General features: G+C 35.0%; 7 protein-coding genes and 1 other annotated feature. Of the genes, 2 read left to right on the top strand and 5 right to left on the bottom strand.

Annotated features, from left to right (window positions below):
• The first annotated feature begins 120 nt into the window (after window positions 1-120).
• A complete protein-coding gene (gene mgtA / locus H9L01_RS06615) occupies window positions 121-2,715 on the top strand; it encodes a magnesium-translocating P-type ATPase (protein ID WP_187533180.1) in 2,595 nt (864 codons plus the stop codon).
• Between the two features lie 140 nt (window positions 2,716-2,855).
• Here the strand turns inward: mgtA and H9L01_RS06610 are convergent, their stop codons facing one another.
• From H9L01_RS06610 to H9L01_RS06590, 5 genes are all read right to left on the bottom strand, one after another.
• On the bottom strand, window positions 2,856-4,421 hold the full coding sequence (locus H9L01_RS06610; RefSeq protein WP_187533179.1) for a DUF11 domain-containing protein: 1,566 nt from the start codon (window positions 4,419-4,421) through the stop codon (window positions 2,856-2,858).
• Window positions 4,418-7,810, bottom strand: a complete 3,393-nt coding sequence (locus H9L01_RS06605) for a Cna B-type domain-containing protein (protein ID WP_187533178.1) — start codon at window positions 7,808-7,810, stop codon at window positions 4,418-4,420. Before H9L01_RS06605 ends, H9L01_RS06610 begins: the two co-directional genes overlap by 4 nt.
• 276 nt (window positions 7,811-8,086) lie before the next feature.
• The gene (locus H9L01_RS06600; protein WP_187533177.1) at window positions 8,087-10,774 is read right to left on the bottom strand and encodes an InlB B-repeat-containing protein; all 2,688 of its coding nucleotides are present in this window, start codon (window positions 10,772-10,774) and stop codon (window positions 8,087-8,089) included.
• A 214-nt stretch (window positions 10,775-10,988) separates the two neighbouring features.
• Window positions 10,989-13,571, bottom strand: coding sequence for a valine--tRNA ligase (locus H9L01_RS06595; protein WP_187533176.1), 2,583 nt, complete (start codon window positions 13,569-13,571; stop codon window positions 10,989-10,991).
• Window positions 13,555-14,115 (bottom strand): GNAT family N-acetyltransferase, encoded by a 561-nt coding sequence (locus H9L01_RS06590; protein WP_187533175.1) that lies wholly within the window; start codon window positions 14,113-14,115, stop codon window positions 13,555-13,557. Before H9L01_RS06590 ends, H9L01_RS06595 begins: the two co-directional genes overlap by 17 nt.
• A gap of 34 nt (window positions 14,116-14,149) precedes the next feature.
• Window positions 14,150-14,353, bottom strand: a binding site (T-box leader).
• A gap of 83 nt (window positions 14,354-14,436) precedes the next feature.
• Between H9L01_RS06590 and H9L01_RS06585 the strand changes: the two genes are divergently transcribed.
• Window positions 14,437-15,435 (top strand): sugar-transfer associated ATP-grasp domain-containing protein, encoded by a 999-nt coding sequence (locus H9L01_RS06585; RefSeq protein WP_187533174.1) that lies wholly within the window; start codon window positions 14,437-14,439, stop codon window positions 15,433-15,435.
• The last annotated feature ends 10 nt before the right edge of the window (window positions 15,436-15,445 follow it).

The following is a 15,445-nucleotide window of genomic DNA, read 5'->3' as shown; positions in this document are numbered from 1 at the left end:
AAGATCAGAGTTGTATCTTCAAAAGTTGCACAGAGTGTTCTCTAGACGATGATCCTTTGGGTTTTACCTCATGGATTGTTTCAAACTGAGCTCACTTATTAAATAAGGAGGAGTTAGTTTATGACGCAAAAAAATAAACAATTAATCGAAACGTTGTCACTACCCCAAGATGAACTTTTCGAAGCATTCGAAACAACCTCAGATGGTTATACCAGTGAGGTTGCTTTAAAGAAGTTGGAAGAATTAGGACCTAATGAGATAAAACCTCATAAGAAAAAAAATCCTTTTGTTGGTTTTGTGAATGTTCTTATTAATCCTTTCAACCTCGTATTAATGGTTGTCATTGCCATTACATTTATTACAGATATTATTCTGAGTACAGGGGAAAAAGATTATCTAACAATTTCAATCTTATCAATTATCGTTATTATTTCGACGTTAATTTCATTTATTCAAGATGAACGTTCCAGTGCAGCCAGTGAAAAACTATTAAACATGGTTTCAAACACGACCGCAGCACTTCGTGATAAGGAATTTATTGAAATCCCTATTGATGACCTTGTACTCGGAGATATTGTGAATTTGTCTGCTGGTGATATTATCCCTGCTGACTTACGTGTTATTTCGGCAAAAGACTTATTTATTTCGCAAGCGACACTTACAGGTGAATCACAACCAGTTGAAAAATTTGTTCGTTTTGATGAAGAATCCATAGATGGTGGAGAATCCGATTATTCAAACCTATGTCTAATGGGAACCAACGTCGTCAGTGGTACTGCACGAGCAATCGTTGTTCGTACAGGTTCGAATACATATTTAGGAAAGATGACACACATCCTAAAAACTACAAAACGATCTACCAGTTTTGAGCACAGTATTAGTACCATCAGCCGTCTCTTAATGAGATTGATGATTATTATGTTACCAATCATTTTTGTCATTAACGGACTTCTAAAACATGATTTCATTGGTGCTTTCGTTTTTGCTCTCACTGTTGCTGTTGGTCTTACACCCGAGATGCTACCAGTTGTTCTAAGTTCAGGACTTGCTCGTGGTGCTATTAATATGGCTAAACACCAAACAATTGTTAAATCACAAAGTTCAATCTCTTCATTTGGTGAGATGGATGTGCTTTGTACGGATAAGACAGGAACGATCACTCAAGATGATATTATTCTAGAACGCTATATGGATGTGAACGGTGATGATGACATGCGTGTATTGCGTCATGCTTATCTGAACTCATATTTCCAAAGCGGATTAAAAAACTTAATTGACTTGGCAATCATTGAACGTGCTAAATCCTATAACATGGATGACTTGATTAACTATTATACAATCGTTGATGAAATCCCATTTGATTTCTCACGTCGAAGAATGTCGGTTATCCTTGAAGATTCAAATGATAAACGTCAACTTATCACTAAGGGTGCCGTTGAAGAAATAATGAAGTTATGTAAATACATCGACCGCGATGGTAAGGTTTCACTTCTTGATGATGAAACACGTAAAGAAGCAATGGACGTTTACATGCAACATAATAATGATGGTCTTCGTATGATTGCTGTTGCTCAGAAAAATGATGTTCCTGCCGATCATGAATTTGGTGTAGATGATGAGTATGACCTTGTACTTATCGGATTTATCGGTTTCTTAGACCCACCTAAAGAAAGTGCAAAACCAACTATCGAAAGTCTCAATCACCACGGTGTTGATGTTGTTGTTATAACAGGTGACAGCCTCGGTGTTGCTAAGAAAGTATGTAACAAAGTTGGTGTCGATACAGAAGTAACCTATATTGGTAAAGATATTGATGAAATGGATGACGATCAACTAAGAGAAGCAGTTAAACACTGCCATCTCTTCGCTAAAATATCACCAGATCAAAAGAAACGCATTGTAGAATCATTCCAAAACAATGGTCATACAGTAGGATTCCTTGGAGATGGTATCAACGATGCACTTGCATTAAAACAAGCTGATGTTGGAATTTCAGTTGATACAGCAGTTGATATTGCTAAAGAATCTGCAGATATTATTCTTCTTAAAAAAGATCTTAACGTTTTAGAACAAGGTATCTTAGAAGGTAGAAAAACTATTATTAATATGGTTAAATACCTAGAAATGGCCGTTAGTGGTAACTTCGGTAACATGATTTCAGTTATCGTTGCAAGTATCTTCTTACCTTTCTTACCATTGTTACCAGTTCATATTCTTGTCCAAAACTTACTCAGTGATTTAGCTCAAACAGGTATTCCATTTGATAACTGTGATCCAAAAGATCTTGATAAACCACGTAAACTAGATTCAAAATCTCTAACACGCTTTATGATGGTATTTGGCCCACTCAGCTCAATCTTTGATATCATGTGCTTTATTGTATTATGGTTTGTATTTGATATTCGTACACCGCAACAAGCTATCATTTTCCAAACTTTCTGGTTTACATTTGGTATCTTGTCCCAAGCACTAATTATCTTCGTAATTCGTGCCAAACATCCATTCTCATTTAAGAATAGACCTTCTACAGTACTTGTTCTTGTAAATGCACTTGCAATCGGAATTACATTGCTCTTCGTATTAACACCACTAGCAAGCACTATTGAACTCACAATTCTAACCCGCCCTCACGCAATATGGGTATTTGGTATTGTTGGTCTTTACTTAATTACTACTGCATTAATCAAAAAATTCGTGTGGACACCACTCGATTAATCAATTATAGGAAGCTCAATGCTTCCTTTTTTTATCTTTTATTTGATACAGTTAATGTATAGATATGTTAAGAATCACACTACAGTTTTTTTCAAATAAAAACACTCTGTGCTTTGAACTTCACAGAGTATTTTCTTTACTTAAATTGACTTTCTTTTCTTTCCAGAAATAAATACAAAGATCGAGCCTAACATTAAGAGTAAGTAATTAACATTAGAATAATTATTAACACCTGTTGAAGGTAATACAGGTTCTGTAGGGTTTGGTTCAACCGGGTCGGTTGGATTAACAGGTTCTACAGGTTCTACAGGTTCTACAGGTTCTACAGGTTCTACAGGTTCTACAGGTTCTACAGGTTCTACAGGTACAACTGTCACAGGAACTTCCGGCTCAATTGGATCTGTAGGATTTTCTGGGTTTGTGATCTTAGCAATATTAATAATTTCGCCAACTCTCGATCCAGACGCAATTACTTCAAATGTTACTTCCCCATCTGTGCCATAAGCTAATGAAGGAATAATAACTTCAAAACTACGTCCATTTACAATACCATTTTGAGCTACCCCATCAACATAAATGATAGAATCTGTGAACTCAATGCCTTCTGGTAATGTATCCTTAACTGATACATTTTCGACAGGTAATGACGTTGCAGTTATGTTACTTACTTTGATAGTATAATTGAACTTTTCATTGACGTTGACAGTGTCCTTTGACACCAGTTTTTCAGCTGTGATAACCGCCTTGTCAGGGGTCACAACTACTGGAACCTCCGGTTCAATCGGGTTCGTAGGATCTTCTGGATTTATAACTGTAGCCTTGTTTACGACAGTTTCCAGTTTGGATCCAGTTGCGATTACTTCAAATGTTACTTCCGCATCTTTATCATAAGCCAATAAAGGAATAATAACTTCAAAACTTCGTCCATTTACAATACCATTTTGAGCTACCCCATCAACATAAATGATAGAATCTGTGAACTCAATGCCTTCTGGTAATGTATCCTTAACAGATACGTTTTCGACAGGTAATGACGTTGCAGTTATGTTACTTACTTTGATAGTATAATTGAACTTTTCATTCACATTGACAGTGTCCTTTGACACCAGTTTTTCAGCTGTGATAACCGCTTTATCCGGAGTCACAACTACTGGAACCTCTGGTTCAATTGGATTCGTTGGATCTTCTGGGTTCACTACTTTAGCTTTGTTTATTGTTTCTCCTATTTTACTACCCGACGCTTTAGTTTCAAAGGAAACTACAATTTCTTCACCATAAGCTAAGGATGGAATTACTACTTCAAAATCAACACCATTTATTAGTCCTGTCTTAGCTACGCCATTCACGTAAATAATTTTATCTGTAAATGATATACCTTCTGGAAGACTATCCTTAACAACGATATTTTTCATAGGTAACGATGTTTTTACAATATTCTTGACTTTAATAGAATAGATAAATGTTTCATTAACTGAAATTGTATCTTTATTTACAATCTTCTCAGCCACGATTTTACCTTTGTCTGGAGTCACGATTACCGGAACCTCTGGTTCAATTGGATTCGTCGGATCTTCTGGATTTGTAACTGTAGCCTTATTAACCACAGTTTCTAGCTTGGATCCTGTTGCGATTACTTCAAACGTTACTTCTACGTCTTTATCATAAGCTAATGATGGAATGATAACTTCGAAGCCATGGCCACTCACGACCCCTCGTATGCTACCCCGTCAACATAGATGATGGAATCAGTAAACTCAATGCCCTCTGGTAATGTATCTTTAATTGATACATTTTCGACAGGTAGTGATGTTGCAGTTGTGTTACTTACTTTGATAGTATAATTGAACTTTTCATTCACATTGACAGTATCTTTTGACACCAGTTTTTCGGCTGTGATAACCGCTTTGTCAGGTGTCACAACTACTGGAACTTCAGGTTCAATTGGATTTGTTGGATCTTCAGGATTTGTAACTGTAGCCTTATTTACAATTCCACCAAGTTTGCTTCCTGTTGCGATTACCTCAAACGTTACTTCCACATCTTTACCATAGGATAGTGACGGAATAATAACTTCGAAACTGCGTCCATTTATGACACCTTCTTGTGCTACACCATCAACATAAACGATAGTATCTGTAAACTCAATGCCTTCTGGTAATATATCTTTAATTGATACATTTTCTACAGGTAATGACGTTGCTATTGTGTTGCTTACTTTGATGGAGTAGTTGAATTTTTCATTAACATTAACAACTGCTTTATCAACTAATTTCTCTGCATAAATATTCGCTTTATCCGGTGTCACAACTACTGGAACTTCCGGTTCAATTGGATTCGTCGGATCTTCTGGATTTGTAACTGTAGCCTTATTAACCACAGTTTCTAGCTTGGATCCTGTTGCGATTACTTCAAACGTTATTTCCACGTCTTTGCTATAAGCTAACGAAGGAATAATAACTTCAAAACTACGTCCATTTACGACACCGTCTTGAGCGACACCATCAACATAGATGATGGAATCAGTAAACTCAATGCCCTCTGGTAATGTATCTTTAATTGATACATTTTCGACAGGTAATGACGTTGCAGTTGTGTTGCTTACTTTAATAGTATAATTGAACTTTTCATTCACGTTGACAGTATCTTTTGATACCAGCTTTTTAGCTGTGATAACCGCCTTGTCAGGGGTCACAACTACTGGAACTTCCGGTTCAATTGGATTTGTTGGATCTTCAGGATTTGTAACTGTAGCCTTATTTACGACAGTTTCTAGTTTGGATCCTGTTACATTTACTTCAAATGTTATTTCCACATTTTTACCATAAGCTAATGATGGAATGTTGACTTCGAAGCCACGCCCATTTACAACACCCTCTTGAGCTACACCGTCAACATAAACAATTGAATCAGTAAACTCAATGCCTTCAGGTAATGTATCCTTAACTGATACATTTTCTACTGGTAATGACGTTGCAGTTGTGTTACTTACTTTGATAGTATAGTTGAACTTTTCATTGACGCTCACCGTATCTTTTGAGACGAGTTTTTCAGCCGTAACGACCGCTTTATCTGGAGTCACGACTACTGGAACCTCAGGTTCGATTGGATTCGTTGGGTCTTCTGGATTTGTAACTGTAGCTTTATTTACAACAGTTTCTAATTTAGATCCGGTTGCAATTACTTCAAATGTTACTTCCACATCTTTACCAAATGCTAATGATGGGATGATAACCTCAAAGCCACGTCCACTTACAACGCTGTCTTGAGCGACACCATCAACATAAACGATTGAATCAGTAAATTCGATTCCCTCAGGGAGAATATCTTTGATTGAAACGTTGTTCAATGGACTACTGTCTTCGACAATATTTTTAGCTACAATTGTATAGTTGAATTTATCACCAACGTTGACAGTACCCTTACTTGCTTTTTTCTCTGCTCCAATTTGACCGTTAAGTCTGTTTTCTATAATGAATCCATCTGTTTCATTACCAACTACAACAGATTTGTACCCATTTACTGGCGATTCTTCAACAGTATAATTAATTTTTTCACCTTTTAGAGTGTGAGTGGGAAGATTGATAAATTCGTGACTCCATTTTCCTTCTTTAAGTTCTACTGTATCGATTTTCACACTATTTGCAAGAAGGTCAACAGTAATGGAATTATGAGTAGTTTCTTTATCAAACCATTGTTTTTCAACATTAATTGATTGCTTAGTTAAACCGTTAGGAACTACAAGTGAAATCCCAATTAAATCCGCATCTTTAATCTCAAAAGGAAATTTTTCATTTGGATCAAATGTTGCGTAATCAGGTGCACTAATTTCTGTTATATAGTATTTACCTTGATCAAGTACAGGTGTATCGAAAACTCCACTTGAGTTGGTTTTTAAAACAATATTTTCAAGTTTAGCGACTGGAGTTCCATCTTCATGGAACATCTTGAATGTTACTTCTCCTAATTGTTCACTCTTACCGTTGTCATTAATAGTTTTTACAATTCTAAGAGTTCCTTTTTTAGGTGCCACAATCCCGCCTTCAAAAATATTATCAGCTTCTCTATCTAAATCTTCCCTAACCTGAGGTGTACCATCTGCAAGAGTCCATTTTGAAATTGCTGAATTATAAAATTTAGGCATAAACTTACCAGCACTCGTTATTTTTGTCTGATAGTTTAACCCTACTTTTTGAGTTGGTGAAATTTTATCTTTATAGACAATGAATTCAAACTTACGTGAGTTATTTGGATCAATCGTGAACTTACCATATCCTTTTTCAACAAATTCGGAAATAGTTAGTCTTCTCGCATCACCATCTTTTTCATCTATCATTTGGATATAGGTTCTTAAGGAATCCAAATTATTAATGCTCAATGGCAGGTTTTCATTTTCTAAAGCAAATTCTTGTCCTTCACTGAATTCATCTACGACATATAAGTCAGATAAAAATAAATTCTGATCTCGGTTAATACTTATATTCCATGCAACATAACCTCGGTTAGTTGGCCATATCGATCCATTCGTTTTATAAACAAACGGGTTGGTTCCAATAACCATTGAAGTCGTAATAGAATAATCAACCTTAGGAGCATCAGTACCTAAATCAGTTTTATAGTCAACACGGTAGTTTGACCATTCTTCTTGATCGTCTGGACCTACAAATCCTGCTCTACCAGAAAAATAAAATTCACCTTGGAATTCACTAAACATTTTCACATTTTCGTTGAATGTGATGATGACGCTATTTTTATCAGGACTAACCTCTGCCGTAGCATAAACTTTTCCAGAAGCTGAATCTGATAAATCAATTGTTGGTTTATCAAAATCAAAAAGACCGATATTTTCCGGATGCATTAAAGTTAATGTATCTCCTGGGTTAATTGTGAAGTTCTTTTCTGAAAATGTAACACTTATCTTCGTATGCTCACCATAAGTGAGTTCATTAGGTGTCATGGTTATTTGATCAACAAAGCCCATTTGATTGAGCTCTTTCGGAGTGCTTTCAGCATTTACTCTAATTCCAACTGTATTAATGATTAACACTAGCATTATGGAAAAAGAAAGAAATACTTTTAATATTTTTTTCTTCGACATTACAATCCTCCTCATTTATTTTTTTATTATATGCCTGAATATTTTCAAATAAAATTATTTTGACTGTCAAAGTTATGTGATATAAATAGCAAGTGTATTCACACCCTTTAACAAAGCCTTTTAACATTATTTCCCCTTATAAAATATTTATCACCTCACACTGTATTAACGAGTGAGAAAACAAAATAGTTTTAAAATTTGTTAAAAAAAGCAAATATATCACAATTAACTTAAAGTAATTGGTTCTTCAGATAAAAAAAAACACCCTTAGGTGTTTTAGTTTTGAGAATTTCGTTTCGATTTTAATGACGTTATTACAAGTAGAAATCCAGATAAAATTATAATTACTTGAATTGCTTGGGGATCATTGATACCTGTACTTGGAAGTTCATCTGTTTTTTCAACTTTGATTGTTTTATCGTCTTGTTCTACAGGGTCAGTAGGTTCAACAGGTTTTACCGGATCGATTGGATCTACTGGATCTACTGGATCTACTGGATCTACTGGATCTACTGGATCATTCTTTTCCCATTTTGCATAAAGAATAATGTCTTTTGTTACAGTTTCGTTATCAAATTGCCATAGTGAATCTAACTCAATGCTTTTAGACCAGCCAATAAATTTATAACCTTCTTTAGTAGGATTTAATGGTTTTTCAATAAGTGATCCACGAGTGATATTTTTATAACCCTCAATAAGACTTCCTCCGTTAGAATCAAATGTTACATTAAATCTTATTTCTGGATTTTTACTCCAAGCTGCATAAAGAACAAGATTGTCTGTAACTACATCTTCCTCAAATATCCAAGGAGTACTCAAAGTAGTATCGGTATACCAACCTGTAAATGAGTACCCTTCACGAAGCGGCGATTCAGGTTGAGTAATTCGAGAATTTTCTTTAATATTTTGAATTGAATCAACTAATGTTCCACCTTGACTATCAAATTGAACAGTATATTCTTTTTCTTCTTCGAAACGCGCATATAAGTTCACAATATTTTCTGTTGTTTTGCTTGCTTCAAAATCCCATTTTTCATTCTCTTCTGTATACCATCCTAAGAATTTGTATCCTTTCGCAATAGGATCTATAGGTTTCACATTTAACTGATTCACTAGAGAAAATACATATTGTTTCGCATTGTAATTTTCGACATTAATATTTTCATCTGCTATGTGGTAATAAGTTAATGCAGAGTAATCATAAAATACATCGTCTCCATTATAGACGTTATCATAACTTTCGATAAACCGGTCATAAGGTTTTGTTGTTGTCGTAGAATTAATAACATTATCTCTATATCCTTGGTTTAGTGCGTCTTCGACTTGGGAATCATAATGCCAAACAAGTGGAAATGGCGAATGATTATCATCAAACGTAGTATTTTCAAGTTTTAATGCTGCAAAATTATCTTGAAGATCATCAATATAGATACCGCCACCTTGACCACCTTCATAGTATCCTGGACCGAAATCTTTTCCAGTATTCACATTGCCACGAATGATCGTATCTTTTATAGTGTAAGATACGTTTGGTGTATCATTATTATTAAGTTGAAGTGCTCCACCTCGAAAATCGGCTGTATTGTTCTCAAATATTGAATCTGTAATGAGCGTTTGAGTTTCTGCATTACTATCGAGGCGTATATAAAGAGCACCACCAGAATGAGATTCATTATTTGAAAACTGTGATTTACCAATTTTGATGTTTCCGCTGTTTGATTTTTGGATAATTGAAACAGCGCCACCTTCACTTTGTTCACCAGTCTCAACACCTGTTTCATGATTATAATCTAATCTACTAGTTTTATTATTTACGAATTTTGAATTTTCGATTTCAAATACGGATGCGTCGCTTTCCATCTCTGCAAGAATAGCACCGCCGCCTCGTTTACCAAAGTTTCCTTCAAATGTAGTATTTGATACATAAGCAACTGATTGATTCTTTAGAGACACTCCTAAAGCTCCACCTTGATAATCCGCAATATTCCCTTCAAATTTCGAGTTTGTTAGATCAAAACGTGCATTTCCTCGTCCTGAAAAGTAGAGTCCACCAGAATATCCAGCACCTTTATTTTGGTTCATTGTTACATTATTTGCGTTAAGTGAGCCATCTGACAGATAAGCAACAATTGGTGATCCTTGTTGGTTTGCGGTAATATTTTGATTAAAATTAATATTGTTCAGTTGAATTTCAACATTTTTTGTATCAAATAGAAGTACTGCTGCACCGGTACCGTCTTTCCAATTTATAATTTTATTGTTTTCAAAATTAACATTCTCTAATGTGAACTTAGAATTTTGGGTTTTAACTTTAATAAATCCCTCTTCCCAGGCACTAAACTTTATTGTGTTATTCGCAATCGTTAGTCCGGTAAGTTTATGAGAATGATTTGTATCGTATAGAATACCTCCACCGATAGCATCTTCATTCCCAGAAAGAGTGATGTATTCGAATTTTATATTAGTATCATTGTCACCAATAATTTGTATATGTCTCTGACCTATATTATTTTTAAGTGTTACTGGCTGTCCATCACTTGATTTAATAGTTAGTGAGGTCATTTTTCCACTATTTACTATCAATGGCGATGTAAGCTGCAATGTAATACCACCTTTAATGATAATTACAGCATCATCCTGAGCTGAATTTAACTTATCTTTGAGTTCTAATTCAGTTTCTACAGGCGCTATTTCTGCAGATGCAATCGTTGAGACTGCTTCCTCAACTGCTTTGAATTCTTCATTATTTATTGGTTCTGACTCCTCATTCATCTCTAATTCTAAATTTTCTTGTGTTTCAGTATTAGAAATTAACTGAGTCTTTTCAACCGGTACCTGATTTTCTTCTTTAGTTTCTACCAAAGTTTGCTCAGCATTTACATTTTCAGTTTGAGCATTTACAGATAGATAAGTTCCAGAACTTAACAGGGCAATACACGTCAATACGATACTCGTTTTCTTCATTATTTCCTCCATTTAGTGCATATTTATTATAAGTTTTGAAACACATACAACAGTGATACAACTGTGAAAACTAAGTGGTTAATCCGTGTAATATTTTGAAATACCGATGAAGTATATTAGAAAATATACGATTTATTCAAGTCAAGACCCTGTATACCACTTCTATAAAAAAAAGAGAATCATCTACGATTCTCTTTTTGAATATTCTATTTAATTATTTTAGTTGATTAAGTACGAGTTGTAATTGACGTCTGTACTCTTCAAGCTTTTCTTTTTCTTCATTAACTTTAGATTCAGGCGCTTTTGAAATAAACTTCTCGTTTGACAGCATCTTCTCACCGCGAAGAATTTCATTTTCAAGACGAGCTTTTTCTTTCGTTAATTTCTCAAGTAGCGCTTCCTTGTCAACGAGTTCTGTTTCAATTAAAACAACAGCGCCTCCTTTGATAGGTTGGATAAGGGCATTCTCATCAATGTTGCTTAAAGTAACTTTAGCCATATTTTCTAACATTGATTTGATTAGAGATGAAAGTTCATAGGGTTTATCATTTGAATCCAATACCATTGCAGTAAGTGGTTTAGAAGGTTTTACATCATACTGAGCACGAGTTTCTCGAATTGAAGTAATCGCATCAATCATAAAGCTAACTTCTTCAATGCCTTTTTCTTCAATAGCTATTGTATTCGGCCATACTTCAAGGTTAATCGATTCTTTCGTTTCAGGCATTGATTGGTAAATTTCTTCAGTTACGAATGGCATGAACGGTGTTAACATAATTAGTATATTTTTAAGCATTGTATATAGCGTTGCTTTTGTTGCATAAACAACTTCTTCATCATCACTTTGTAACCCAGATTTACTCAATTCAATATACCATGAACAGAAATCATCCCATACGAAGCGTGTGAGAGCATTACCAACTAGAGCATACTCGTATTTTTCCATATTACGGTTAACTTCTTCAAGAGTGCTGTTGAATTTCGCAATGATAAAACGATCTACTTGAGAAAGATTTGCTTTCTCAATATCATAGAATGTATCACCAATATGCATTTGTACAAATCGGGAAGCATTCCAAATTTTATTAATAAAGTTCCAGGATGCTTCTACTTTTTCAGGAACATAACGCATGTCTTGTCCCGGTGTAGAGTTTGTAGTTAAGAAATAACGAAGTGCATCAACACCATACTCTTCAATAACATCCATTGGATCAACACCATTTCCGAGTGATTTACTCATTTTTTGACCTTTTTCATCACGAATTAATCCATGGAGTAAAACATCCTTAAAGGGTCTGTCATTCTTAAAGTAACGCGCTTGGAAAGCCATACGAGCTACCCAGAAGAAGATGATATCATAACCTGTAACTAAAAGATCTGTAGGGAAATAACGTTGAACATCGACCGTTTCATCTGGCCAACCCAATGTTGAGAAAGGCCAAAGTGCCGATGAGAACCATGTATCAAGTACATCTTCATCTTGACGCCAATTTTCAATATCTTTTGGGGCTTCTAAGCCAACATAAATTTCTTCAGTTTCCTTATGGAACCATGCAGGGATACGATGTCCCCACCATAATTGACGAGAAATACACCAATCTTCAATTCCTTCCAACCAACGTGTAAATGTGTTCTCAAAACGTTCTGGATAGAAATTGATCTTTTCATCTGTATTTTGGAATTTCAATACTTCGTCTGCCAGTGGTTTCATTTTTACAAACCATTGTTTTGACAAGTAAGGTTCCACAATGACATCAGTTCTTTCTGAATGACCTACTTGATGTACATGTTTTTCAATTGAAACAAGGTTACCATTTTCTTTAATGTACTCTACTAATTGACGTCTACATTCAAAGCGCTCTAAACCGGCAAATTGACCCGCAAGTTCATTCATAGTTCCATCTGGATTCATACAGATAGGCATTTCAAGATTATATTTTTCACCAATCATAAAGTCATTAGGATCGTGAGCAGGAGTACACTTCATAACACCTGTACCAAATTCAATATCAATGTAATCATCAGCAATGATAGGAAGTGTTTCTCCATTGGCAGGGTTAATTGCGTGTTTACCGATTACATGCGAATAACGCGTGTCATCAGGGTGAACAACAATGCAAACGTCACCAAACATAGTTTCAGGACGCGTTGTTGCAACTTCAAGTAATTCTCCAGTTTCAACAACTTTATAAGTAAATGTATAGAAGTTTCCTTCTACTTCTTTATGGATAACCTCAATGTTAGAAAGCGCAGTTTGAGCTTCAACATCCCAGTTAATGATACGGTAGCCTTGGAAAATTAATCCATCATTGTACAAATCAACAAATACTTTATTAACTGCTTGATTGAGGCCTTCATCTAATGTAAATCGTTCACGACTATAGTCAACAGAAATCCCCAGTTTTGACCATTGTTCACGTATATGAGAAGCATATTCTTCTTTCCAATCCCAAGATTTTTGTAAGAATGCTTCGCGTCCTAAGTCATATCGAGAAACACCATCTTTACGAAGGCGTTCTTCAACTTTAGCTTGTGTAGCGATCCCCGCATGATCCATTCCCGGTAAATACAGTACGTCTTTACCTTTAAGTCTTTCATAACGAAGTGCAATATCTTGAAGTGTATTATCCCAAGCATGACCTAAATGAAGTTTTCCAGTTACATTAGGTGGCGGGATAACGAGTGAATAAGGTTTCTTACTGGTATCACCTGCAGTAAAGTATCCCTTTTCTATCCATTCATTATATTTATCTTTTTCAACATTTTCATGTTCATATTTTTTATCGAGTTCTTTCATTATATTCCTCCTTTAGCATACCGTAATACTCTAAATCACGATATTCAGATTTAACTTTAATAAATTTTCTTTTTGTACCTTCATGAATAAATCCTAATTTTTGCCCCACTTTTTTTGATCCGATATTTTGATCGATGTGGCGTAATTCCATTCTCCTGACTCCATATTCTTCAAATGCATATTTTAAGACGCATTCTCCAGCTTCAGTAACGATTCCTTGGTTCCAGTATTTTGGGCTTAAGGCATATCCCATTTCAAAGACATCGTTTTTAGCTATCGGCCAAAAATCGCAAGTTCCGATCATTTTATTTGTTTCTTTTAAAACAATTGCGAAAGCCTCCGGCCACCCCTTTACAGGTCTTTTTAAAAAGACTTCTTGAATTGCTAGGGATGTATCTTCTTTTGTTATATGGCGCTTAAAAGTAGTGTACTGAGTGACTTCTTCAGTAGATGCATATTCAAACATATCATCGACATCTCCGACACTAACGGCTCTTAATATTAATCGTTCAGTTTCTAGTATTGGTAATTTAGTATTACTCATAACATGTCCTCCTAAAATAAAAAAAGCACCATCCGTAAAGGACGATGTCATCGTGGTACCACCTTAATTTACTTACAATCGTAAGCCTCAAACCTGTTAACGCCAGCAACGAAAATAGCTACTTAAGTTCACCATTTTATCTCGGATGCTACCTTCATCATGTTACACTACTTTGTTTCACCAACCCAAAGCTCTCTACAAATGATTCATAACTACTCTTCATCGTCTTAGAATGTGGTTTTATTTTATCATGTGTGTCTGATTTAATCAACACATAACACACTGCTATGATATAATAGTGTCTGTATCGTGGAGGAACTTATGAACAGAATTAAATACTACTTTAGAAGACTTAAATCCCTTGACTATAAAAACATGATTCGAACAGCCAAGGAAATTGCGAAAAAGAATCATAAATTTTCATTTTTTATATTTATTGATATGATCTGGTGTTCCATTTTTTATCAATCTGGTTATATCGATTATTATGAGTTTGAGTTTTATTTACTCAATCGTAAAGAACGTCAAACTTTCATAACAGGTGGTATTGCGAACTCAATTATAGTGAAGTATAACCAAAAAGAGTTTCGTCACCTTTTTGCAGATAAAGTAAATTTCAATAAAACCTTTAAAAATTACATTGGACGAGATTATCTCGATATTCGGGAAGCATCTTTAGAAGAAGTTAATGCATTCTTACTCAGACATGAATTTTTTATGGCTAAAGCAATTGATAGCCTTATGGGTCATGGTGTTGAAAAGTTCGAGTCAAAAGAAATCGAAAATGTCGAAGCGTTTGTAGCAAAACGACTTGAAAACAGACAATTTTTATTTGAAGAATACTTCATTCAACATCCTGAACTTTCTCGTTTATATCCAGACAGTGTTAATACAATTCGTATGATAACTTTCTTTGATGGAAAAGATGTTCATATATTAGAGGGTGTCTTAAAACTTGGGAATGGTGGTAACCTAGATAACTTCGGTGCTGGCGGAATGTATACAGTGCTAAGTGATGACGGCATTGTGCAGTATCCTGCCTTTGATAAAAATGACATTGCATATAAACAACATCCCATTACACATCAAGACCTCATCGGATTTAAAATTCCTCTTTATGAAGACGTTTGCGAGCTATTAGATAAAGCTGCTCGTGTGGTTCCTGAAATCCAATACGTTGGTTGGGATGTCGCTATTTCCGCAACCAAACCTGTCTTAATTGAAGGAAATTATAATACAGGTGTTTTCCAAATGAAACCCAGTCTCACAGGTGTTAAAACCGGTTTATTACCTAAATTCTCAAGTATAATCGAACTTTAATCAAATGAAA

Source organism: Erysipelothrix inopinata, assembly GCF_014396165.1.
Classification (GTDB): Bacteria; Bacillota_I; Bacilli_A; order Erysipelotrichales; family Erysipelotrichaceae; genus Erysipelothrix; species Erysipelothrix inopinata.
The sequence above is the reverse complement of the archived record's forward strand: the minus strand, read 5'-3'. Positions and strand labels throughout refer to the sequence as shown.